The sequence below is a fragment of the Gottfriedia sp. ABJ_BB2_2 genome, assembly GCF_055484705.1.
This window is the reverse complement of record NZ_JBVFKR010000004.1, coordinates 1-23,636: the sequence shown is the minus strand read 5'-3', so window position 1 is coordinate 23,636 and position 23,636 is coordinate 1. Positions and strand designations below refer to the sequence as shown.

Sequence of the window (23,636 nt, the reverse complement as noted above, 5' to 3'; positions counted from 1 at the left end):
CTAGGTAAGAATGCTAAAGTAGGTAGTAATCTTTAAAATAGCGCCAAACAAAAAAGGCAAGATCGCCTTGGATTGATTCCCAAGATGATCTTGCCTTTAGTTATTTCGGAATTAAAGCATTTCTGAAGTTGTTTTACCTTGCATGTGAAGTACTAAGTAGTCAGGGCCACCAGCTTTTGAATCTGTTCCTGACATGTTGAATCCACCAAATGGTTGGTATCCAACGATTGCACCAGTACATCCACGGTTGAAGTAAAGGTTACCAGCATGGAAATCTTCACGAGCTTTTTCGATGTTTGCACGGTTGTTTGAAATAACAGCACCTGTTAAACCATATTCAGTGTTGTTTGCAATTTCTAAAGCATGATCAAAGTCTTTAGCTTTACAGAATGCAACAACTGGTCCAAAGATTTCTTCTTTCATTAAACGAGCATCTTCAGCAACATCAGCAACGATTGTTGGTTTAATGAACCAACCAGTAGAATCGTCTCCTTCTCCACCAGTTACAACTCGTCCTTCTTCACGTCCGATTTGAACATAGCTCATTACTTTGTTGAATGCAGCTTGGTCATTTACAGGACCCATGTATGTTGTACGGTCTTCTGGGTTACCAACTGTTAATTCATTAGTTAATTCGATTGCACGAGCAAGTACTTGGTCATACACATCTTGGTGAATAACAGCACGAGAACATGCAGAACATTTTTGACCTGAGAAACCAAACGCAGATGATACGATTGATTTAGCAGCTAATTCTAAATCAGCTTCTTTATCAACTACCATTGTGTCTTTACCACCCATTTCAGCGATAACACGTTTTAACCAGATTTGACCTGGGTTAACTTTAGCAGCACGTTCGTAAATACGAATACCTACTTCTTTAGAACCTGTGAAGCTGATGAAACGAGTGCGTGGGTGATCAACTAAGTAATCTCCTACTTCAGCTCCGCTACCTGGTACGAAGTTTACAACTCCAGCAGGTAAGCCAGCTTCTTCTAATACTTCAAGGAACTTGTACGCTACAACTGGAGTCGTACTTGCAGGTTTTAATAGAACTGTGTTACCAGTTACTACTGCAGCTACTGTTGTACCAGCCATGATTGCGAATGGGAAGTTCCATGGAGAAATAACAACACCTACTCCTAATGGAATGTAGTTGAAACGGTTATATTCACCTGGACGGCTTTCTACTGGAATACCATCTTTTAATTGAAGCATTTGACGAGCATAGAATTCTAAGAAATCAATTGCTTCAGCTGTATCAGCATCTGCTTCATTCCAAGGTTTACCAGCTTCTTTTGTTAATAAAGCAGAGAATTCGTGTTTACGACGACGAATGATTGCTGCCGCACGGAATAAAATGTCAGCACGAACTTCAGGTTTTACTTTTTTCCATGTATTAAAAGTTGTATCAGCAATTTGCATTGCTTTTTCAGCTAATTCACGGCTAGCTTTTGATACAGAACCAATTACTTCTTTATGATTTGAAGGATTTACAGAAACGATTTGTTCTTCTGTAAAGATACGCTCTCCACCAATGATCAGTGGATATTTTTCACCTAAATAAGATGAAACTTTTGCTAATCCTTGATTGTATTGTTCTTGATTTTCCTCTAAGCCAAAGTTTGTAAATGGCTCATGTTTGTAAGGTATAACCATTGAATAAATCCCCCTTTAATTTAAATAGCATACAATTCGAAAAATAAAATATTGAACAATTTTTCAAAATTAAATGCCAAAATTAACTTCTCAAAAAAGCTCACAATAACATAATACAATATTCCTATATAGACTTCAAATGGGAAACGCTTACAGATTAGGTAAGAAAAATAAAAAAAAGGAAGCGTCGAAATCTTCCTTTTAATTATAAATATGCACACTTGGTTCTTTCGCGTCTACCTCTTTTACAATTAAAGCTTCTTGTCCATTTGCTGAGAACACATTGGTCTCAACCTTTAGGTATGAAGGGAAATGATCCATCATTAGCCCTGCTACATATTGAGTAAAAGCTATCACTTCTGCCTTGCTGTAAAATTGCATAGGTATATCAATTTTTAGTTGTATTAATTCATTATCTTTGTAAAATCCTGTGCCAACAACACCAGTATAGTTAGGAAAATAATTTTCTATATCCGATTTAAAATTCACCATTTTCATCGCGTCATCTCGGTGATCTGCAGTTGCAGCTGATGATGGGAATAAATAATATTTTTCATTAATACTATCCCAACCATTAATCGAACTTTCATTTCCTGAAACTGATGCCTTTGCAACAAATGAGCCAGGTACTACTGAAGATTGACTTTGTTGACGGAATATCGCAAAAGTAATAGGAATATCTTTAAACTCATCCATTTTACGTAATCTAGTTAAAATTTCTTGCGCCATTGCTCTACCTTGTTTTAACATGACATCCTTTTTGATTTCAAACTCTCTAGGATAACCATGTTCTTCCTGGTAGTAATAATACGAATTCATTGCAAGTCCAATTGCTACGCCTTCGATTTTGACTTCTTTCCCACTTTTTTTCAAATAATCTTGTTCTAAAATATGATTTAAATAGATTGGAGCTGCTTTAGCTTTTTGATCTTCAGATTTAGCATTACTTTCAATTGGATTCAGTCCATCGTTAATGACAGTAGCATTAACATTAATTTTTTTAGCTGACTTCTCTGCCTCTTTTAATTGGCCAGAAGTATATTTACGTTTTAACCATGATTCAACCGTTTTTTTCTCTAGTAATTGGCCTTCTTGATATAAATAATCATCTGTAGAATATTGATCTTGTACAATTCGCATTAATCCCATTTCAAACTCATTTATATCAAGGCGATTCTCAACATTCGATACAACTGCACCTCTTGTTTTACTAGGCTTAAACGGAAGGATTGTTTTATAGTAATCATTTGAAATTGAATAACGGGGTATAATTGCGTCTTCCCCTTTTTTATTATTGCTGCTCTCTTGTACAACCTTATCTTCATTCTTTAATGATAACGAACATCCAGATAAGATGAGAGAAAAACAACATAGGAGTAGTCCTATTCGTGTTTTCATTTACTCACACCTCTTATTTATTAAGTGAACGACTTTTTATTAAAATGATAATAAGAAGTTTGGTCCTCTAGTTGCTAAAAGAGTTTTACTGTGGTTGAAGCTCCTTAATCATTCGCTCTTCATCCCATACTTCAATATTTAGCTTACGTGCTGCATCAAGCTTTGAACCTGCTGCTTCACCTGCAATTACTAAATCAGTACTCTTACTAACACTACCAGCTACTTTAGCGCCAAGTGCTTCTAGCTGCTTTTTAGCTTCACTTCTAGTCATCTGTTCTAGCTTACCAGTTAATACGACTGTTTTACCAGCAAAAAGAGAATTTGTATCTATATTTTCAATTAAAATCCCTTTATATTCAGTATTTACGCCAAGCGTTTTAAAAGTTTCTATTAACTCCTTAACTTCATCTTTAGAAAAATACTCATTAATCGATTGCGCCATCTTATCACCAATCTCATTTATCGTTCTAATCTCATCTACAGATGCTGCCATTAAATGATCAATTGAGTGGAAATGCTGAGCTAATGTTTTCGCCGCTTTGGCACCAACATGTCGAATCCCTAAACCAAATAACAATTTTTCTAATGAATTTTCTTTTGAAGTTTGAATTGCTGAAATTAATTTATCCGCTGACTTCTCACCAAAACGTTCTAATGCTAATAATTGTTCTTTTGTTAATTGATAAAGATCTGTAAAAGTAGTGATCAGTTTTGCTTCAAATAATTGAGCAACGACTCTTTCGCCTAATCCATCAATATTCATTGCATCTCGAGATGCAAAATGAATTAATCCTTCTCTAATTTGTGAAGGACAGAATGGGTTTACACATCGAAGTGCTACCTCACCAGCTATTCTTACTAGTTCATGTTCACATGAAGGGCAATGAGTTGGCATAGAGAATGGTTGTTCTTCGCCAGTTCGACGCTCTAATAACACATTGACAACCTCTGGTATAATATCCCCCGCTTTGCGGATAACAACTGTATCTCCAATACGTATATCTTTTTCTTTGATTAAATCCTCGTTATGCAATGAAGCACGTTTTACAACTGTGCCCGCTACTCTAACAGGTTCAAGAATAGCTGTAGGTGTAACTACGCCAGTTCTTCCTACACTTAATTCAATATCGACAAGCTTTGTAACAACTTCTTCAGCTGGAAATTTAAATGCAATCGCCCATCTTGGCACTTTAGCAGTTGTCCCAAGTCTCTTTTGTGTAGAATATTCATCAACCTTGATAACAATTCCGTCGATTTCATATGGTAATGAAGGACGTTTCTCTTTCCAGTTTTCAATGTACTCAATTACTTCATCAATTGAAAGGCATGTTTTTCGAAATGTATTTGTTTTAAAACCTAGTTTTTGTAAATAGTCTAAAGCTTCACTATGCTTTTGAATTGAAAACTCTTCTGCATTTGGAATGCCATAAACAAAGAATGATAAATCTCGCTTCGCCACTATTTTAGGGTCTAATTGCCTTAAAGATCCAGCTGCTGCATTTCGCGGATTTGCAAACAATTCTTCCCCATTTTTCTCACGTTGTTCATTTACTTTCTCAAAGCTTGCTTTAGGCATAAATGCTTCTCCACGTACTTCCATCGTTAGTGGCTCAGAAAGCTTTAAAGGGATAGCTTTTATCGTTTTTAGATTGTGAGTAATATCCTCACCAACACTTCCATCCCCACGAGTTGCCCCTTTTGTAAACATACCGTTTTCATAATGAAGTGAAACCGCTAATCCGTCTATTTTTAATTCACAAACATAGGAAATTTGATTAACGTCTTGTTTTACACGTTGATCAAAATCTCTCAAATCTCCTTCATTAAAAGCATTCCCTAAACTTAACATTGGGTAAGTATGAACAACTTTTTCAAACAAATCAATTGCCTGCCCACCAATACGCTGAGTTGGAGAATCAGCAGTAACTAGTTCTGGATATTGCTCCTCTAAACGAATTAATTCATGTAGTAGCATGTCATATTCCGTATCCGGTATTGTCGGATTATCTAATACATGATATTCATAGTTATATTGACTTAATTCACTTCTTAACTTTTCAATTTTATCAATAATGCTTTGATCCACGAGTTACCACTCCTTCTTATGCTTTCGTAATTGGAGCAAATTTTGCTAATAAACGTTTAATACCAATCGGACTTGGGAAAGCAATATCCAATTCCATCGCTTCGCCTTCACCTTTTACACTAACTACAGTACCAGTGCCCCATTTGCCATGAGCAGCTTTATCGCCCACTCGCCATCCTAAAGATTCTCCACCAGTTGTTTTCATAACAGGTCGAGAGATTGTACGACGTTCTGTTACTACTTTTTTATTCGCTCGATCTAATAGTTCATCAGGTATTTCATTAATAAATCTAGATTCTTGGTTCACGCTTGTACGTCCATAAAGTGTACGTGTTTGAGCATTCGTTATATATAGTTGCTTTTCAGCACGCGTAATTCCTACATAAGCAAGTCTTCGTTCCTCTTCCATCTCTTCTTCATCCATTAGAGAACGACTATGTGGGAAAATTCCTTCCTCCATACCTATTAAAAAGACTACTGGGAATTCTAATCCTTTGGCTGAATGTAGCGTCATTAAAATGACTTCATCTGTTGCTTCTTCTTCTTTATCTGCTTGATCAATGTCAGAAACCAAGGCTAAATCAGTTAAAAATGAAACTAAACTTTTATCTTCACTGCTCTCTTCAAATGCATTTGTTACAGTTAAGAACTCTTCAATATTTTCAATTCTTGAAGCAGATTCTATTGTATTTTCGTCCTTTAACATTTGAATATAGCCAGTTTTTTCAAGAACCTCTTCAACAAGCTCCGTTACTGATAAATACTCTTGCATTTGCTGCCAATTTTTCGTCATATTATGGAACTCACCGATGGCATTTGTGATTTTGGCACTTAAACCAACGAAATCAATTTGCTCCAATGTATCAGATAGTGAAAGATCATTTGCAATACTGTAATTAATAACCTTATCTACAGACGCAGCACCTACACCACGCTTTGGTACATTAATAATTCTTGAAAAACTAATTTCATCATTTGGATTTGCGATAAAACGTAAATAAGCTAAAACGTCTTTAATCTCTTTACGATCATAGAACTTTACTCCGCCAACCATACGATATGGAATATTTGATTTGACTAAAACTTCCTCCATTGCACGAGACTGTGCATTTGTACGGTATAAAATGGCTACATCGCTAAGTTGATGTACACGTTGATTTTTCCATTCAGCTAATTTCCCAGCGATAAAGTGGCCTTCATCCTGTTCTGAAGCAGCTCTAAAATAATGGATTGGATTTCCTTGTCCATTTTCTGTCCATAATTTTTTTGGTTTACGATTTGAATTATTCGTAATGACCGCATTTGCAGCATCTAGAATCGTTTGAGTAGAACGATAATTTTGTTCTAACAGAATGACTTGAGCATTATCATAATCCTTCTCAAATGAAAGAATATTTGAAATATCTGCTCCACGCCAACGATAAATTGACTGATCCGAATCACCAACAACACAAATATTTTTATATTGCTCTGCAAGCATTTTTACAATCTTATACTGAGCATGGTTTGTATCTTGATACTCATCCACATGAATATATTGAAATTTTCTTTGATAATAGTGTAGAACCTCTGGTACTCGCTCAAATAAAGTAATTGTCATCATAATTAAATCATCAAAATCTAATGAATGATTTTTACGTAAGCGATCTTGGTATGCAGCATATATTTCACCAATTACTTTTTCAAATGGCGTAAATGCATCTCTTGCATAATCAGCTGCAGTTTGTAATTCATTTTTCGCACTACTAATCGAACCTAGAATAGCTCGAGGATCGAATTTCTTCGCATCTAGATTTTTCTCTTTTAAGATGTTTTTGATAACAGTTAATTGATCAGTTGTATCTAAAATAGAAAAACTTCTATTAATCCCAATACGATCAATATCTCTTCGAAGAATACGAACACACATTGAGTGAAAAGTTGATACCCAAATATCTTCTGCATCTTTACCAACTAGTTTATAAATTCGCTCTTGCATTTCTCTTGCTGCTTTATTCGTAAACGTAATAGCTAGTATATTCCATGGAGCGACGGTTTTTTCTCCAAGCAAATATGCAATACGATGAGTAAGTACTCGCGTTTTACCTGAACCTGCACCTGCCATAATTAAAAGTGGACCATTTACCGTCTTTACTGCTTCTTTCTGCATCGGGTTTAGTCCATGTAATAATTCTTCTGCTGTTTTCATTTATTTTGTCGCTCCTTTTTTTACAGCTTTCACCGTAAGTAAAGCCTCTTGTAAATTTTCATAAATAATGTTTCCAACTACAATTGTATCAGCGTATTGACTAACTTCTTCCGCTTGTTTTACAGTCGATATGCCACCACCATAAAATAACTTCGTTTGATTCATAACCTTTGAAACCTCTTCGACTACTTCAATTGGTCCAAATGTTCCGCTGTATTCTAAGTAAAATATAGGTAATTTCAGTAAGATTTCTGCAACTTCTGCATATGCAACAATATCTTCAATAGAAAGATCCGTATCAGCCTTTGTTAGCTCTGCTGCTTTACAATTCTTATTTAATATACAATATCCTTCCATTACTAATTCTTCTGCATGGATTAAATGTCCAAATTCCTTCATTGCTTGTTGATGCATGCCAACAATCCACTTTGGATCCGTACTATTTAAAACAGTTGGAATAAAGTAAAAATCATATCCTGGCGTAACTGCTTCCAAGTTTGAAACTTCAAGTATACAAGGAACTGCGTAGCGACGAATTCTTACTAAAAGAGATAATGTATCATCTAAAGTGACCCCATCAGTACCACCTACTAGTATTGCATCCGTTCCTGATTCGCAAATTAATTCTAATTCTTCATCTGTAATGTCCTTATTAGGGTCTAATTTAAATATGTGATTCCATTGTGTATAATCGTACATTTTGTTCCTCCTCGATTTATTTCCATTCATTTCTTCATTTATTTTATTTATCTATTCTTGTCTTATTTTTGGTGTTTTAGATAGGTTAAGAAAACATAAATGTATTGTATCTTATTAAAAAGGAAAAGTAACCCTTCTTCCCCTAAATAAGGTAGCGTTGAAAATTGTTTCCTCTGATAATTGAACAATTAAAGGGAAAAATGGTAAAGAGTGATACTTAAATAAAATTTAGTCACTGATTCTTATTATAAGGGGATAATTAGGTTGAGACCAAATATTAGTATAATGAATTCATTACTGCGAATTACTGCTGGATTGACTATTTTAGCTTATGGCACTGCAAAACTCACAAAACGAAAATGTAGTAATTCTGTACTCATTTTAATCATAATTGGCGCAATGAAAGTTGCAGAAGGTATTTTACGTTTTTGCCCAATGACTGCATTTTGTAAAAAATGTATGATAATGGTAGAAAAACATAATGAGGAAGATTCCATCGATGAATATATCCAACCTTCATAAAATAGTTTATCAAAACTAATTATGAATGTATAGATAATATAAGAACATTAGTTCTGTTTAACACGAAAAAGGGCGTCAAGAATGACGACCCTTTTTTATTACAGAGACTTTATTTAATTATTTACTTTTAACGCTTTATGAGCAATATCATGGCGATAGAATAAGCCAGTTGATTGGATGTTATTAATTTGATCATACACCTTGTCACAAGCTTCATTAATTGAAGCTCCGCTATGGGCAACAATTAATACTCTACCGCCGTTTGTAATGTATTCATTGTTTTCAAGCTTTGTACCAGCATGGAAAATCATCGTTTGATCAGTAACTGCTTGAAGTCCGTTAATGATAGCACCTTTTTCAGGTACTTCAGGATATCCATTTGCAGCAAGAACTACACCAACAACTGCTTCTTTTGACCATTTCAGTTCAATCTCTTCATTATTTAAGATCGCTAGCATAACTTCTGCTAGGTCACTTTCTAAACGAGGTAATACAACTTCTGTTTCTGGGTCACCAAATCTTGCATTAAATTCGATTACCTTTGGACCAGCCGTTGTTAACATTAAACCTGCATATAAAATACCTGTAAATTCTCGACCTTCCTGAATCATCGCTTCAGCTACAGGAAGGACAATTTCTTGTAAAGATTGCTCTACAATTGATTGAGGAATTTGCGGTACTGGTGAATATGCGCCCATTCCACCAGTATTTGGTCCTTTGTCGCCATCGTAAGCACGTTTATGATCTTGTGCGATTACCATTGGATATACTTTCGTTCCGTGAACAAATGACATTAATGAGAATTCTTCACCTTCAAGATATTCTTCAATCACAACAGATGCACTGGCATCACCGTATTTATCATCTAAAAGCATATCATGAAGGCTAACTACTGCCTCTTCTATTGTCATAGCAACGACAACACCTTTACCAGCTGCCAATCCATCTGCTTTTATAACAATTGGAGCACCAATCTTTTCAACATATGATTTTGCAGCTTCGAAATTCGTAAACGTCTCATAAGCAGCAGTTGGTATATTATATTTTTTCATTAAATCCTTCGTAAAACTTTTACTACCTTCAATGATTGCAGCTTCTTTTGTTGGTCCAAAAATTTGTAAATTCTCTTTACGGAACTCATTTACAATCCCATTCATTAACGGAACTTCAGGGCCTACAATTGTTAAATCTATTTTCTCTTTTTTAGCAAAAGCGATTAAGGCTTCATGGTCACCTTCATCAATATTGACAAGCTTTGCTATATCAATCATTCCATCGTTTCCTGGAGCAACAAATACATCTGTTACGTTCTCTGATTGATTTACCTTCCAAGCAATTGTATGCTCACGTCCACCGCGACCAATGACTAATACTTTCATCTTGTCATCTCCTCATCTATTAATGTTTAAAGTGACGTACTCCTGTAAAGACCATTGTAATGCCATATTCATCGGCTTTTTTAATTGAGTCTTCATCGCGAATTGATCCACCTGGTTGGATGATAGCTGTAATACCTGCTTTAGCAGCTGCTTCAATAGTATCACTCATAGGGAAAAATGCATCAGAAGCTAAAGCTGAACCTTTTGCATTTTCACCAGCTTGTTCAATTGCAATATTTGCAGCCCCAACACGATTCATTTGACCAGCACCTACACCAATAGTCATATGGTCTTTTGCTAATACAATCGCATTTGATTTAACATGCTTTACAACTTTCCAGCCTAGCTTTAAATTCTCCCACTCTTCATCAGTAGGTTGGCGCTTTGTAGGTATTGTAATTGTTGCATCTTCAAATCCAAGTGTATCCATATCTTGACGAAGCAGACCACCATGTACAGTAGTCAATTTAGGTGCAAATGTCGGTTTCGTTTCGAAATCAACAGTTAATAAACGTAAATTCTTTTTACTTGTCAGAATTTCTAATGCTTCTTCACTAAACGAAGGAGCGATAATAATCTCTAAAAATAGCTCATGTAACTTTTTAGCTGTCGCACCATCAATTTCATGATTAGCAGCAATAATTCCACCAAAAATTGATACTGGGTCAGCTACATATGCACGATCATAAGCTTCTTCAATTGTTGTTCCTTCTCCAACACCACAAGGATTCATGTGCTTTACAGCTACAACTGCTGGGTTTGAAAATTCACGGACAATATTTAATGCTTCATTCGCATCATTAATATTATTATACGAAAGTTCTTTGCCATGTAATTGAGTAGCATAAGCAATTGATGAAGTTGTTGGCATTGGCGTACGATAAAACGTTGCATTTTGATGAGGATTCTCACCATATCGTAACGATTGCTTTAATTCATATGTCACTGTGTAGCTTTCAGGATTTTCTTCTCCTACTTGCTCAGTTAAATAGTTCGAAATTAATGAATCATATGCCGCTGTATGACGGAATACTTTTGCAGCTAATCGACGATTCGTTTCAAGTGAAACAACATTATTTTCAGCTAACTCAGTTAGAATTACACTATAATCAGTTGGATCTACTACGACAGATACAAATTCATGATTTTTTGCTGCAGAACGTAGCATTGTTGGGCCACCGATATCGATATTTTCAATTGCATCTTCAAATGTTACATCCGGTTTCATGATTGTTTCTTTAAATGGATATAAGTTTACACATACTAAATCAATTGGTTGAATACCAAGCTCATTCATTTGGCGCATATGCTCTTCATTAGAGCGTACTCCTAAAAGTCCACCATGTATTGATGGGTGTAATGTTTTTACTCGACCATCCATGATTTCTGGAAAATTCGTAACCTCAGAAATACCGATTACATCTAAGCCTGCTTCTTTTAATAAATTATAAGTACCACCCGTAGAAATAACCTCGAAATCTTGTTTTATTAATCCACTTACAAATTCAATGATACCTTGTTTATCTGATACGCTAACTAAAGCACGTTTTTTCATGTTATAAGCCCCCAAAAGTAAGAATTCATTTTATCTTTTAAAATACAATTCTATTGATTAAATAACTTCTTTAATGTATCCACATATAAAACGTGCTCGATATCGTGCACCTTTTTTTCTAGCGATTCTTTTGTTTCACCTTTATCAATCAAGATCTTTTCTTGTGCAATAATTGGACCAGTATCCATTCCCTCATCAACATAATGCACCGTAACTCCAGTCGATTCGACATTTGCAAGCAAAGCTTGACCGATTGCGTCTTTTCCAGGAAATAAAGGAAGAAACGAAGGATGTACATTAACAATTTTCCCGGGAAATGCGTCTAAAATTGTCGGACCAATCAATCTCATATAACCTGCTAAAATGATAAATTCGACATTTAGCTCTTTTAGATGGGAGATCACTTCTGCTTCGTAATGTTCTTTTGATTCATATTGTTTAGCAGTGAAAACAAACGAAGGAATATTCGCTTCTTCTGCTCTTTGAATACAATAAGCATTTTGACGATCACATACTAGCAATTGTATTGTTGCTTTTAATTCTCCGCTTCTAGTCGCATCAAGAATTGCTTGAAAGTTGCTGCCATTTCCTGAAGCAAATACGGCAATGTTTGTCATTACAATGAACCTCCACCAAAAGTGACACCTTCACCTGCAATCGTTCTACCAATGATGAAAACTTTTTCGTCAGACTCTTCTAATAGATTAATAATGTCATGTAAGTTTTCCTCTTTAATTGCCAGTACCATACCAATTCCCATATTAAAAATGTTAAACATTTCTTCACGCTTTAGTTCACCAATTTCTTCTAAAAGATCAAAGATTGGTTGGATTGGCCATGAACCATAGTCTATTTCTGCTCCGATACCTTCTGGAAGCATTCTAGGAATATTTTCGATAAAGCCTCCACCTGTAATATGAGCCATTCCATTAATCTCAAAGTTTTTCAGCACATTTAAGATTGGTTTTACATAAATTTTTGTAGGTCGAAGTAACTCTTCCCCTAATGTATGTCCAAGTTGATCAATGTGTTGATCAAGCGTTAATCCACCTTTTTCTAATAGCACTTTACGAACTAGAGAGTAGCCATTACTATGGATACCGTTTGAAGAAATACCTAGTAGTATGTCACCTGCTTGAATGTTTTGCCCTGTAACCAACTTAGATTTATCTGCGATCCCAACAGCAAATCCTGCAATATCATATTCATCTTCTGGATACATACCTGGCATTTCTGCAGTTTCTCCTCCAATTAAAGAACAACCTGCTTGAATACAACCTTCTGAAACACCTTTTACAATATGTTCAATTCTTTCAGGCACTGCTTTTCCTACTGCTAAATAATCAAGGAAAAATAATGGCTCTGCTCCTTGAACAACAATATCATTCACACACATCGCGACTGCATCAATGCCAATCGTATCGTGACGGTCCATTTGGAATGCTAATTTCAATTTTGTTCCAACTCCGTCAGTTCCTGATACAAGTACCGGCTCTTTATAATTGAATTTGGATAAATCAAACATTCCTCCAAATCCACCTAAACCACCAAGTACTTCTTGACGCATTGTTTTTTGAACGTGTTTTTTCATTCTGTTGACTGCTTCATAACCAGCTTCAATATCTACACCAGCTTGTTTATATGCATTCGCCATGTGATGATTTCCCCTCTCGTTCCTCATAAATATATTCAAGAAAGGCGACGACTTTTGCTCGCCGCCTCTTTTTTCTTAACGGTATTTCTATTAATTGTGAGAATGTACTAGTTCATTTTCATCATAAATTACTGTTGGATAGCAACCAGTAAAGCATGCAGTACATTGACCTCTTGTTGGCCCCGCATGGTTTCTTCCAATTGCACCTAATAAGCCTTCTAAACTAATAAATTCAAGAGTATCTGCGCCAATTTCTTGACACATTTCTTCTATTGATTTAGTTGCAGCAATTAATTCTTCTCTAGTCGATGTATCAATTCCATAATAGCAAGGGTTTTTAATTGGTGGTGCTCCAATTCGAACATGAACTTCACTTGCGCCTGCATCACGTAACATTTGTACGATTCGACGGCTTGTTGTACCACGAACAATTGAATCATCAACCATTACCACGCGTTTTCCTTCAACAATCGAACGCACGGGAGATAACTTCATTTTTACACCTTGTTCACGAAGCTCTTGTGAAGGTTGTATAAATGTGCGACCTACATAACGGTTTTTAATTAAACCAATTTCATATGGAATGCCTGATTCCTCAGCATAACCAATTGCCGCTGAAATACTTGAATCAGGAACACCGATGACTACATCTGCTTCAATTGGAGCTTCATTTGCTAAAACTCGACCCATGTTTTTTCGAGCAGCATGAACATTGATATTATCAATATTGCTATCTGGACGAGAGAAATAAATGTATTCCATACTACAAATCGAATGTTCAACACTTGAAGTAAACTGATCAGATTCGATTCCATCATCAGAGATGATTAGTAACTCACCTGGGTTAATATCACGAATATATTTCGCACCGACTACATCAAAAGCACACGTTTCTGAAGCCACTACATATGCATCACCAAGTTTTGCTATAGCTAAAGGTCTAAATCCATTAGGATCAAGTGCAACATACATTGCTTCTTCTGTTAATACTAAATAAGCGAATGCGCCTTTAATCATACTTAAAGATGCTTTAATACGATCTTTTATTGGAGCCGAACCATTTTGTTTAATTAAATGTGCAAGTACTTCTGTATCTGAAGTCGTTTGAAAAATACTACCTTGCATTTCTAAATCTTTACGTAATCTTGAGGCATTTACTAGATTCCCATTATGAGCAAGCGCAATACTTCCTGTATGAGAATGAAATAAAAGTGGCTGAACATTTTCATAGCCTCTGCCGCCTGCAGTTGGGTAACGAACATGACCAATCGCAGCTTTTCCGTGCAAGTCATTTAATTGACCTTTACTGAAGACTTCAGCAACTAATCCTTCACCTTTTGCACCTTCAAGCTTACTTCCGTCAGAGACTACAATTCCTGCGCCTTCTTGCCCTCTATGTTGCAAGCTATGAAGACCATAGTAGGAGATTTGGGCAGCATCAGTATGCCCCCAAATTCCAAATATTCCACATTCTTCATTTAACCCTTTTATTTCAGCAAGCATGGGATCGCCTCTTTCCAAGACTGTTTTAATTCCTCAACAGTAGAATGAAGAACTGTTTCATTTTGTTGATTGCGGATCGTAACTGAAGTTTCTTCAGTTACTGTACCAATTAATTTTGCATCTACCATAGCTTCAAATTGTGCTTTATGCTCTGGTTTAACAGAAAGTAAGAAACGAGATTGTGTTTCACTAAATAATGCTGCTACCTCATTACCTTCAATTGTAATATTCGCACCAACACTTGTTGGTCCAAATGTACTTTCAGCAATCGCAACACCTAGTCCACCTTCAGAGATATCATGAGCTGAAGCAACAACACCTGCTTGAATCGCTGCAAGAATTTGTTCTTGGCGTTTAGCCTCTACTGTTAAATCAATACTCGGTGCTTTACCGAAAATCTTTCCAGCATTTAATAGCTTTTGAAGCTCACTACCACCAAATTCTTCTTTCGTTTCACCAATTACATAAATTAAATCACCAGCAGTTTTAAAATGCTGTGTTGTAATATGATCAATGTCTTCAATTAATCCAACCATACCTACTACTGGTGTTGGATAAACTGCTTCGCCATTCGTTTCATTGTAAAGTGATACATTTCCACCGATAACAGGTGTACTTAATACATTACAAGCATCGCTCATGCCGTCAGTAGCTTTTTCTAACTGCCAGAAAATTTCAGGCTTTTCTGGATTCCCAAAGTTTAAGCAGTCAGTTATTGCTAGTGGACGTGCACCTGAACAAATAACATTACGTGCTGCTTCTGCAACAGCAATTTTACCACCAACTTCAGGATCTAAATATAGATAACGTGCATTACAATCCGTCGTCATTGCAAGAGCTTTTTTCGTATCACGAATTCGAATGACAGCTGCATCAGAACCAGGTGCCACTACAGTGTTTGTTCTTACCATATAGTCATACTGTCCGTAAACCCACTCTTTACTTGCGATTGTAGGTTGAGCTAGTAATTGTTTTAATGTTTCTTTTGAATCTTTTATTTCTGGAACATAGTTTTCCATCGCTTGGAACTCACCATAATAAGCAGTTTCAGTAGATGGTTTATGATAAACTGGTGCTTCCTCTGCTAATGCGTCAACTGGTAACTCTGCTACAACTTCTCCGTTATGAAGTAATCGAAGCATTTTGTCATCTGTAACACGTCCAACAGATACAGCGTGTAGATCATATTTTTCAAATAACTCTACGATTTCATGCTCTCTTCCTTTTTCAACAACAAGTAACATACGTTCTTGAGATTCAGATAGCATCATTTCGTAAGCTGTCATACCTGCTTCACGTTGAGGAACTAAGTCAAGATTCATCTCGATACCCATTCCAGCTTTAGAAGCCATTTCTGCAGATGATGATGTCAGTCCTGCTGCACCCATATCCTGGATACCAACAAGGGCATCATTTTGAACAACCTCTAAACATGCTTCAAGTAAAAGTTTTTCCATGAATGGATCACCAACTTGAACCGCTGGACGCTTCTCTTCAGATGCATCTGATAATTCTTCTGAAGCAAATGTTGCACCATGGATACCGTCGCGACCTGTTGATGCACCAACGTACATAACAGTGTTTCCTACACCATGAGCTTGACCTTTTTTAATGTCTTTATGATTAATTAAGCCAACGCACATTGCATTTACTAAAGGATTTCCTTCATAACAAGGATCAAAGTTTACTTCTCCGCCCACAGTTGGGATTCCAATACAGTTACCATAACCTGCGATTCCAGCCACTACTTCTTCGAATAAATACTTTACTCTAGGTGTTTCTAATTCACCAAAACGTAAAGAGTTTAGAAGAGCAACAGGTCGTGCACCCATTGAGAATACATCACGAATAATTCCACCTACTCCAGTAGCAGCCCCTTGGTAAGGTTCAATTGCTGATGGATGATTATGACTTTCAATTTTAAATACAACTGCTTGCTCATCACCAATATCAACAATACCTGCACCTTCACCTGGTCCTTGTAAAACGTGCTCTCCGCTTACAGGGAATTTACGTAATAGAGGTTTAGAATTTTTATAGCTACAATGTTCTGACCACATTACAGAGAATAATCCAAGTTCAGTATAATTTGGTCCACGACCAATAATTGATTTAATCAATTGGAACTCTTCATCTGTTAAGCCCATAGTGGCATAAATTCTTTCTTCTTCAATTTGCATTGGGTTTGGCTCAAGAAGTAACGACATGGTTTTCCCTCCAGTTTCTTACAATCGAACGAAATAGTTGAAGTCCATCAGCACTGCCTAATAAAGTATCTACAGCACGCTCAGGGTGTGGCATCATTCCTAAAACATTTCCTTTTTCATTTACAATACCTGCGATATCATCTAAACTACCATTCGGATTATTTTGATAACGGAAAATAATCTGATTATTATTTTTAAGAGATTCGTATGTTTCATTGTCGCAATAGTAATTTCCCTCACCATGTGCGATTGGTACAGTGATCACTTGACCTTTTTCGTAACCCGTTGTAAACATTGTTTCATTGTTTTCAACAACTAATTCTACTTGGCCACACATAAATTTTAATTTCTCATTACGTCGAAGTGTTCCTGGTAAAAGACCTGCTTCTGTTAATATTTGAAATCCATTACATACTCCAAATACTGGTTTACCTTCAGCAGCAGCCTTTTTTACAGCTTCCATCACATTGGCAAAACCTGCAATTGCGCCAGAGCGTAAGTAATCACCATATGAGAAACCACCTGGTAATAAAATACCGTCAAATTCATCTAAATTAGTTGAATCATGCCATACGTATTCTACTTCTTCGCCTAATTCATCTTTTATTGCATGATACATATCTACATCACAATTTGAGCCTGGAAACACAATTACTGCAAACTTCACTGTGCGACTACCTCCTCTACCTCATAACGGTAATCTTCAATTACGATGTTTGCTAATAATTTTTCACACATTTCTTTTACTGAAGCATCTAAATCAGCTACATTTTTATCAATTAAAAGTTCCATATATTTACCGATACGAACATCATTTACTTCATTGAAATTCATGCTATGAAGCGCGTTTTTCACTGCGTTTCCTTGTGGATCTAATACACTCTCTCTTAATGTAACGAATACTCTTACTTTGAACATGATAATCCCCCTAAGCGTTTTAAAATTTCTTCGTATCCATCTGTTAAGTTCCCTAAATCTCTTCGGAACACATCTTTATCAAACTTTGCGTTCGTCTCTTTATCCCATAAACGGCATGTATCAGGTGAAATTTCGTCTGCTAATAAAATTGAGCCATCCTTTAACTTACCAAACTCTAATTTAAAATCGACTAATCGAACATTACATTCATTAAAATGATCAACTAATATATTGTTTACACGAAGAGCAATTTCTTTAATTGTTTGAAGTTCTTCAGGTGTTGCTAGCTCAAGTGATGCGATGTGATCTTCATTTACAATCGGATCTCCTAAATCATCACGTTTATAGTAGAATTCAACGATGGGTTTAGCTAAAACCACGCCTTCATCTAATCCCATACGTTTAGATAAACTACCAGCAACAATATTTCGTACTACAACTTCTAAAGGAACAATTGTTACTCGTTTAACGAGTTGTTCAAGCTCTGATGTTTTTTCTACGAAATGTGTATCTATTCCTGAATCCATTAACTTTGAAAATAGTAAGCTAGTAATCTCATTATTTAAACGGCCTTTACCAGCTATTTCTGCTTTCTTTTCCCCATTAAAAGCTGTCGCAGAATTTTTATACTTTACTCGTACAATTTCTGGATTGTCTGTAGAATAAATTCTCTTAGCTTTACCTTCATACAATAATTCTTGCTCTACCATGAAACATTGCCCCCCATAAATTTATATCTACACTTAATTGAATGTTAGCTATTTTTTATTTTGTTTGGCTAAGGTCGAGAATAAATCAACCTTAGCCAAACGAATGTTTCTTAATTTAATCCTAAGCGTTCAAAGATTGTATCTACTTGACTTAAATGGTAGCTATAGTCGAAGCAATCATCAATTTCTTCTTTCGTTAATAATGAAGTAATTTTTTCTTCTGCTTCTACTAATTCTTTAAATTGTACTTGTGTTTCCCATGCTTCCATTGCTTTTGGTTGAACTGTATCATAAGCCTCTTCACGTGACATTCCTTTTTCAATTAAAGCAAGTAATACACGTTGTGAGTAAATTAATCCATACGTTCTATCCATATTGCGTTTCATGTTTTCAGGGAAGACAGTTAAGTTTTTCACGATATTACCAAAACGGTTTAACATATAGTTTAAAAGAATTGTTGCATCTGGTAAGATAATTCTTTCTGCTGATGAATGAGAAATATCTCTTTCATGCCAAAGTGACACGTTTTCATATGCTGTAACCATATGTCCTCTAATAACACGTGCTAAACCTGTCATATTTTCAGAACCAATTGGGTTACGCTTATGAGGCATTGCAGAAGATCCTTTTTGGCCTTTTGCAAAGAATTCCTCCACTTCGCGTGTTTCACTTTTTTGTAATCCACGTACTTCAGTTGCAAACTTCTCAATTGAAGTTGCGATTAATGATAAAGTCGCCATATAGTGAGCATGACGATCACGTTGTAATGTTTGAGTTGAAATCGGTGCAGCTTGGATACCTAATTTCTCACATACATATTCTTCAACAAATGGAGGAATATTTGCATATGTTCCTACAGCTCCTGAAATCTTACCTACTCTTACACTTTCAGTAGCATGCTTGAAGCGTTCCAAGTTACGTTTCATTTCTTCTGTCCATAAAGCAAGCTTTAGTCCAAATGTAGTAGGTTCTGCATGGACACCATGTGTACGTCCCATCATTACTGTATACTTATGTTCTTTTGCTTTTTCTTCAAGAATTCCAATGAAATTCTCTAAGTCTTTATATAAAATATCATTTGCTTGTTTTAACAAATACGAAAGTGCTGTATCTACTACGTCTGTAGATGTTAAACCGTAATGTACCCATTTACGCTCATCACCTAATGTTTCTGATACTGCACGAGTAAATGCTACTACATCATGACGAGTTTCTTTTTCAATCTCATAGATTCTATTGATATCAAAAGAAGCATTCTCACGTAATACTTTTACGTCCTCTTTTGGAATATCACCTAATTCAGCCCATGCTTCACAAGCTAAGATTTCAACTTCTAACCAAGCTTTAAATTTGTTTTCTTCTGTCCAAATAGCTGCCATTTCTGGGCGTGAATAACGTTCAATCATACATTTACCTCCACTGGGTTCCTTTTCCAGATCCCTAACTCTTCTACTTTTTTCATTGCTTCTTCAGTTGTTGCTGCCATTATATTAATATGTCCCATTTTACGACCTTTTTTACTTTCTTCTTTACCGTAAAGATGTACTTTTAATGAGCTATCTTGCTTCATAACTTTTAGTACTTCTTCAACATGTTCACCAAGTATGTTTACCATCACAACTGGTTTTAATAATTCAGTGCTTCCTAAAGGTAGATTACATATTGCTCTAACATGTTGATTAAATTGTGAAGTCTCTCCGGCATTCATACTATAATGTCCTGAATTATGTGGACGTGGAGCTAATTCATTTACAAAAACCTGCCCATCATTTGTAACAAATAGTTCAATTGCCAAAACACCCACTAAGTGAAATGAACTAGCAATTTTTTCTGCATATTGATCAACAGTTCTTTTTACTGATTCTGTTATGTTTGCTGGTACTGATGATGTATGAAGTATTTGATTAAAATGAACATTTTCTGCAATCGGGAAAGTATTTACATCCCCGTTTAAATTTCTTGCGACAATAATTGACAATTCTTTTTCAAAAGGTACCCACCCTTCAAGGATACATTGTTGTTTAGCAACTAAACTTAATGCTTCCTCGAAAGCTGCATCTGATTTTACGACAACTTGCCCTTTTCCGTCATATCCACCCGTTGTTGTTTTCAAAACTGCAGGTAAACCAATTATTGAAATGGCTTCAAAAAATTGAGCCTCATTCTCTACTAAACGAAAAGGTGCAACCTGGATGCCTAAATTTTGAATGGCAGTCTTCTCTGTTAACCTATTTCTCGTTAATTTCAATAACTCACTACCCTGTGGTAAATATGAATTTCCTTCTAAATATTCCAAAGCTTTTACATCTATATTTTCAAATTCATATGTTATAACATCACTTAATTCTGCGAGCTGACTAATTGCATTCAAGTCAGAATATTCGGCAGTTATTTCAAAATCGGCAATTTGTCCACATGGTGAGTTTGGCGTAGGATCTAAAACAGCAATTTTATATCCCATTTCTTTTGCAGAAAGCGCCATCATTCTCCCTAATTGTCCACCGCCGATTATACCAATTGTTTGACCTGGCAAGACTACTTTTTTATTCATAGTAAAACACTACCTTCTGTCACTTCTTTTCGTGTGTTTTCACGACGGAATTCTAACGCTTGAAAAATTTCTTGATCATGAATACTAATAATTTGTGCTGCTAGTAACCCAGCGTTTGTAGCTCCTGCTTTACCAATTGCTACTGTTGCTACCGGTACTCCTCCTGGCATTTGTACAATTGATAATAGTGAATCTAAGCCATTTAGAGCTTTAGATTGAACAGGTACACCTATTACAGGTAAAGTTGTTTTCGCAGCAACCATCCCCGGTAGATGAGCCGCACCACCTGCGCCAGCAATTATAACTTGTATTCCTCTTTCTCTTGCAGTTTCTGCATATTCAAACATTAAATCTGGTGTACGATGAGCTGATACCACTCGTTTTTCATAGCTAACGCTTAGTTCATCTAATACATCACATGCATTTTTCATTGTTTCCCAATCACTTGTACTTCCCATAATGATACCAACTACCGGTTTCATCCATTTTCCCCCAAGTAAATTATCGCAGTTATTTTTTTCCACAAAAAAAGCCTAGAGTAGTATTATCTCTATGATGAGAAAGATAATCTACCTAGGCGCATACAAATAAACGTACACGTGTGATTAACTTCCCCTCATAGTCTAGTAATTTAAGGTTACTAGGTAGAAACTTTTGGGCCATATTCCCAATTTTATATGAGGTTTTGCTAAACTTCCTATACTTATAGTAACAATTAATATTACTTTTTTCAATAAATATGAATGTTTTATTTAAAAAATATTTTAATGTTCGTGTTTTACTGCATTTATATGTTAGATTCCACATGAATATGATTGGTTTTCTCATTCTTTTATCTAATTAATCTATATTTAGATTTCAATGTAATGGAATTTAAAATAAGGATTGAACGGAAAACAAATTATCTTACTGCTTTAAAATTACTTATACATTAACTTATAATCAGAAAAGTATCAACACAATAAAAGGCGTAACCGATATGGTCTACGCCTTTTTTATTTTATTGTTTAGTCGATTATATTTTTAATTTCTTCTAGTATTTCACTTTGGATTTGATCAACTTTAGAAAAGTCCATGGCTTCAATATAAATCGCTTCTAACTGATCCCGAAGAACTTTTACTTCTGCCAGGTAAGATATCGCTTCTTTCATTTTATCTTTATAAGACCTTGTCGTTCTTTCAATTTCTTGTGCATACTTCTCATCAGTTCCTGGTGTAATACATCTTTCATACATATCAATTATTTCGTCATTTTTTCGATCCGGAAAATATTCATGTGGAGCAGTACTATCAAAAATTGCTATGCTTTTTTCTGGGATAATTACCATGTCAAGACTGTTTGGATCAAAGCCGCAATGATATATCTCTACATCAAAACCTCTATCTTTTCCTGTGGCTGCTATTTTCTTTAACATTGTTGACTTACCAGAACCAGCTCTACCTTTAATAAAATATCGTTTTTCGATGTCTTCCGTTAAATTTTGAATATAATCCACTGCACCACTAGGAGTTGCTGCGCCTAAAAATCTATGTTTTACTTTTGAGTCTTTTTCAATATTGCTATCAGTACCATAAAAAAGCTCTATCAATTCATCAGTCAGTTTATTAGCCTCTAAAAAGTCCATATTAGAAATATAAATTTCTTCAATTTCATCATGAGCCTTTAATGAAGCAGCAAATGTGTCATATGCAGTTTGAAACTTCTTTGAAATTTCATCATTTAGTGAGAGTATCGATTCCTTGTGCACAGATAGTTTCTTAGAATCCCAAGCAACACCTAAATTCACATATTCCTCAATAACCCCAGGAGCTTTCGGTTCAATTACATGTGGTGCTGTCCCATCTACTATACCAATTTGAAATTTTGGGATAATTAAGCCATCAACAGAATTGGTATCTGAAGAACAATGTAAATATTCAATATCTATTCCATTGTTTACAATCTTTTCACCAATTGTTTTCATTAATGTTGATTTCCCAGTTCCTGGACCACCTTTAAGAATAAATATCTTATCTAAATCCTCTAAAGCTGAGTCATAGAGATTATAAAATCCTTTTGCCGTGTTGCCACCTGCATAATAATTACGAATTTTCCCTCTCATGTATACCCCTCCGTTCAATCTAACATATGTAAAATCTTTTAGAAGGGTGTTTGCCCAGTATTAATATTATTTCTTCTTTACTTTAAAATATAAGACTTTTTCTATTTCATTCAAGTATTCATTATGTTAAGTGAGATATGCAATATCATTGACCATTCGTGCCAGGCCTTCTGAATTTCACTTGACCTCACGCCAATAAACAAGATCTGAAACACAAAAAAACATCAGCTTAATAGCTGATGTTTTAGTTACCAGGCGACGTTCTACTCTCACAGGGGGAAACCCCCAACTACCATCGACGCTGAAGAGCTTAACTGCCGTGTTCGGTATGGGAACGGGTGTGACCTCTTCGCCTTAATCACCTGATTTATTTGTGGGTTTGTACCCTCAAAACTAGATAATGTCATTATCAAACTTGTTAGTTAAGTCCTCGACCGATTAGTATCAGTCAGCTCCACGTGTCACCACGCTTCCACCTCTGACCTATCAACCTGATCATCTCTCA

19 protein-coding genes, 2 rRNA genes and 1 riboswitch are annotated in these 23,636 nt (G+C 35.6%); of the genes, 1 reads left to right on the top strand and 20 read right to left on the bottom strand.

The window, feature by feature from the left end; genetic code table 11:
- Positions 1 to 111: 111 nt before the first annotated feature.
- The 5 genes from pruA to pcrB all read right to left on the bottom strand — a co-directional run bounded on the left by pruA (position 112) and on the right by pcrB (position 8,030).
- Complete coding sequence (gene pruA / locus ACX6U0_RS11070) at positions 112 to 1,659, bottom strand: L-glutamate gamma-semialdehyde dehydrogenase (RefSeq protein ID WP_464959992.1); 1,548 nt, start codon at positions 1,657 to 1,659, stop codon at positions 112 to 114.
- 201 nt (positions 1,660 to 1,860) lie between these two features.
- Positions 1,861 to 3,057: a CamS family sex pheromone protein gene (locus ACX6U0_RS11065; protein WP_464959991.1), complete on the bottom strand. Its 1,197-nt coding sequence runs from the start codon at positions 3,055 to 3,057 to the stop codon at positions 1,861 to 1,863.
- 85 nt (positions 3,058 to 3,142) lie between these two features.
- Positions 3,143 to 5,143: an NAD-dependent DNA ligase LigA gene (gene ligA / locus ACX6U0_RS11060; RefSeq protein ID WP_464959990.1), complete on the bottom strand. Its 2,001-nt coding sequence runs from the start codon at positions 5,141 to 5,143 to the stop codon at positions 3,143 to 3,145.
- A gap of 16 nt (positions 5,144 to 5,159) precedes the next feature.
- Positions 5,160 to 7,331 carry a DNA helicase PcrA gene (gene pcrA, locus ACX6U0_RS11055; RefSeq protein WP_464959989.1) on the bottom strand — a complete coding sequence of 724 codons (2,172 nt, stop codon included), beginning with the start codon at positions 7,329 to 7,331 and terminating at the stop codon, positions 5,160 to 5,162.
- Positions 7,332 to 8,030, bottom strand: coding sequence for a heptaprenylglyceryl phosphate synthase (gene pcrB, locus ACX6U0_RS11050; protein ID WP_464959988.1), 699 nt, complete (start codon positions 8,028 to 8,030; stop codon positions 7,332 to 7,334).
- 264 nt (positions 8,031 to 8,294) lie between these two features.
- Between pcrB and ACX6U0_RS11045 the strand changes: the two genes are divergently transcribed.
- Entirely contained in the window at positions 8,295 to 8,552 is a 258-nt protein-coding gene (locus ACX6U0_RS11045) for a YgaP family membrane protein (RefSeq protein WP_464959987.1), read from the top strand.
- A 113-nt stretch (positions 8,553 to 8,665) separates the two neighbouring features.
- Here the strand turns inward: ACX6U0_RS11045 and purD are convergent, their stop codons facing one another.
- The 15 genes from purD to ACX6U0_RS10970 form a co-directional block, all read right to left on the bottom strand.
- Positions 8,666 to 9,931 carry a phosphoribosylamine--glycine ligase gene (gene purD, locus ACX6U0_RS11040; RefSeq protein ID WP_464959986.1) on the bottom strand — a complete coding sequence of 422 codons (1,266 nt, stop codon included), beginning with the start codon at positions 9,929 to 9,931 and terminating at the stop codon, positions 8,666 to 8,668.
- A 19-nt stretch (positions 9,932 to 9,950) separates the two neighbouring features.
- Positions 9,951 to 11,486, bottom strand: a complete 1,536-nt coding sequence (gene purH, locus ACX6U0_RS11035) for a bifunctional phosphoribosylaminoimidazolecarboxamide formyltransferase/IMP cyclohydrolase (RefSeq protein WP_464959985.1) — start codon at positions 11,484 to 11,486, stop codon at positions 9,951 to 9,953.
- Between the two features lie 50 nt (positions 11,487 to 11,536).
- On the bottom strand, positions 11,537 to 12,103 hold the full coding sequence (gene purN, locus ACX6U0_RS11030; protein WP_464959984.1) for a phosphoribosylglycinamide formyltransferase: 567 nt from the start codon (positions 12,101 to 12,103) through the stop codon (positions 11,537 to 11,539).
- Positions 12,103 to 13,140 (bottom strand): phosphoribosylformylglycinamidine cyclo-ligase, encoded by a 1,038-nt coding sequence (purM, locus tag ACX6U0_RS11025; RefSeq protein WP_464959983.1) that lies wholly within the window; start codon positions 13,138 to 13,140, stop codon positions 12,103 to 12,105. Before purM ends, purN begins: the two co-directional genes overlap by 1 nt.
- A 90-nt stretch (positions 13,141 to 13,230) precedes the next feature.
- Positions 13,231 to 14,643 carry an amidophosphoribosyltransferase gene (gene purF / locus ACX6U0_RS11020; protein WP_464959982.1) on the bottom strand — a complete coding sequence of 471 codons (1,413 nt, stop codon included), beginning with the start codon at positions 14,641 to 14,643 and terminating at the stop codon, positions 13,231 to 13,233.
- Positions 14,628 to 16,850 (bottom strand): phosphoribosylformylglycinamidine synthase subunit PurL, encoded by a 2,223-nt coding sequence (purL, locus tag ACX6U0_RS11015; RefSeq protein ID WP_464959981.1) that lies wholly within the window; start codon positions 16,848 to 16,850, stop codon positions 14,628 to 14,630. The genes purF and purL overlap by 16 nt, the downstream gene beginning before the upstream one ends.
- Positions 16,834 to 17,517, bottom strand: a complete 684-nt coding sequence (purQ, locus tag ACX6U0_RS11010; RefSeq protein ID WP_088001778.1) for a phosphoribosylformylglycinamidine synthase subunit PurQ — start codon at positions 17,515 to 17,517, stop codon at positions 16,834 to 16,836. The genes purL and purQ overlap by 17 nt, the downstream gene beginning before the upstream one ends.
- Positions 17,514 to 17,768 (bottom strand): phosphoribosylformylglycinamidine synthase subunit PurS, encoded by a 255-nt coding sequence (purS, locus tag ACX6U0_RS11005; protein ID WP_088001776.1) that lies wholly within the window; start codon positions 17,766 to 17,768, stop codon positions 17,514 to 17,516. Before purS ends, purQ begins: the two co-directional genes overlap by 4 nt.
- Positions 17,756 to 18,478, bottom strand: coding sequence for a phosphoribosylaminoimidazolesuccinocarboxamide synthase (gene purC / locus ACX6U0_RS11000; RefSeq protein WP_464959980.1), 723 nt, complete (start codon positions 18,476 to 18,478; stop codon positions 17,756 to 17,758). The genes purS and purC overlap by 13 nt, the downstream gene beginning before the upstream one ends.
- A gap of 110 nt (positions 18,479 to 18,588) precedes the next feature.
- Positions 18,589 to 19,884 carry an adenylosuccinate lyase gene (gene purB, locus ACX6U0_RS10995; RefSeq protein WP_464959979.1) on the bottom strand — a complete coding sequence of 432 codons (1,296 nt, stop codon included), beginning with the start codon at positions 19,882 to 19,884 and terminating at the stop codon, positions 18,589 to 18,591.
- Positions 19,881 to 21,029: a 5-(carboxyamino)imidazole ribonucleotide synthase gene (gene purK, locus ACX6U0_RS10990; RefSeq protein ID WP_464959978.1), complete on the bottom strand. Its 1,149-nt coding sequence runs from the start codon at positions 21,027 to 21,029 to the stop codon at positions 19,881 to 19,883. The genes purB and purK overlap by 4 nt, the downstream gene beginning before the upstream one ends.
- Entirely contained in the window at positions 21,026 to 21,511 is a 486-nt protein-coding gene (gene purE, locus ACX6U0_RS10985) for a 5-(carboxyamino)imidazole ribonucleotide mutase (RefSeq protein ID WP_464959977.1), read from the bottom strand. Before purE ends, purK begins: the two co-directional genes overlap by 4 nt.
- Before the next feature lie 117 nt (positions 21,512 to 21,628).
- A riboswitch (purine riboswitch) is annotated at positions 21,629 to 21,730 on the bottom strand.
- 306 nt (positions 21,731 to 22,036) lie between these two features.
- Positions 22,037 to 23,131 (bottom strand): PRK06851 family protein, encoded by a 1,095-nt coding sequence (locus ACX6U0_RS10980; protein WP_464959976.1) that lies wholly within the window; start codon positions 23,129 to 23,131, stop codon positions 22,037 to 22,039.
- 250 nt (positions 23,132 to 23,381) lie between these two features.
- Positions 23,382 to 23,497, bottom strand: a 5S ribosomal RNA gene (gene rrf / locus ACX6U0_RS10975).
- A 52-nt stretch (positions 23,498 to 23,549) separates the two neighbouring features.
- A 23S ribosomal RNA gene (locus ACX6U0_RS10970) occupies positions 23,550 to 23,636 on the bottom strand; the annotation flags it as partial.

Excerpts from the sequence above, each read along its gene's own strand:
- purM (WP_464959983.1), bottom strand. The coding sequence starts at position 13,140 with ATGGCGAATGCATATAAACAAGCTGGTGTAGATATTGAAGCTGGTTAT.
- purK (WP_464959978.1), bottom strand. The coding sequence starts at position 21,029 with ATGAATAAAAAAGTAGTCTTGCCAGGTCAAACAATTGGTATAATCGGC.
- purS (WP_088001776.1), bottom strand. The coding sequence starts at position 17,768 with ATGTTCAAAGTAAGAGTATTCGTTACATTAAGAGAGAGTGTATTAGAT.
- ACX6U0_RS11065 (WP_464959991.1), bottom strand. The coding sequence starts at position 3,057 with ATGAAAACACGAATAGGACTACTCCTATGTTGTTTTTCTCTCATCTTA.
- ACX6U0_RS10980 (WP_464959976.1), bottom strand. The coding sequence starts at position 23,131 with ATGAGAGGGAAAATTCGTAATTATTATGCAGGTGGCAACACGGCAAAA.
- purH (WP_464959985.1), bottom strand. The coding sequence starts at position 11,486 with ATGAAAAAACGTGCTTTAGTTAGCGTATCAGATAAACAAGGTATCATT.
- purC (WP_464959980.1), bottom strand. The coding sequence starts at position 18,478 with ATGGTAGAGCAAGAATTATTGTATGAAGGTAAAGCTAAGAGAATTTAT.
- purL (WP_464959981.1), bottom strand. The coding sequence starts at position 16,850 with ATGTCGTTACTTCTTGAGCCAAACCCAATGCAAATTGAAGAAGAAAGA.
- pcrB (WP_464959988.1), bottom strand. The coding sequence starts at position 8,030 with ATGTACGATTATACACAATGGAATCACATATTTAAATTAGACCCTAAT.
- purN (WP_464959984.1), bottom strand. The coding sequence starts at position 12,103 with ATGACAAACATTGCCGTATTTGCTTCAGGAAATGGCAGCAACTTTCAA.
- purB (WP_464959979.1), bottom strand. The coding sequence starts at position 19,884 with ATGATTGAACGTTATTCACGCCCAGAAATGGCAGCTATTTGGACAGAA.
- purE (WP_464959977.1), bottom strand. The coding sequence starts at position 21,511 with ATGAAACCGGTAGTTGGTATCATTATGGGAAGTACAAGTGATTGGGAA.
- purD (WP_464959986.1), bottom strand. The coding sequence starts at position 9,931 with ATGAAAGTATTAGTCATTGGTCGCGGTGGACGTGAGCATACAATTGCT.
- purF (WP_464959982.1), bottom strand. The coding sequence starts at position 14,643 with ATGCTTGCTGAAATAAAAGGGTTAAATGAAGAATGTGGAATATTTGGA.
- pcrA (WP_464959989.1), bottom strand. The coding sequence starts at position 7,331 with ATGAAAACAGCAGAAGAATTATTACATGGACTAAACCCGATGCAGAAA.
- pruA (WP_464959992.1), bottom strand. The coding sequence starts at position 1,659 with ATGGTTATACCTTACAAACATGAGCCATTTACAAACTTTGGCTTAGAG.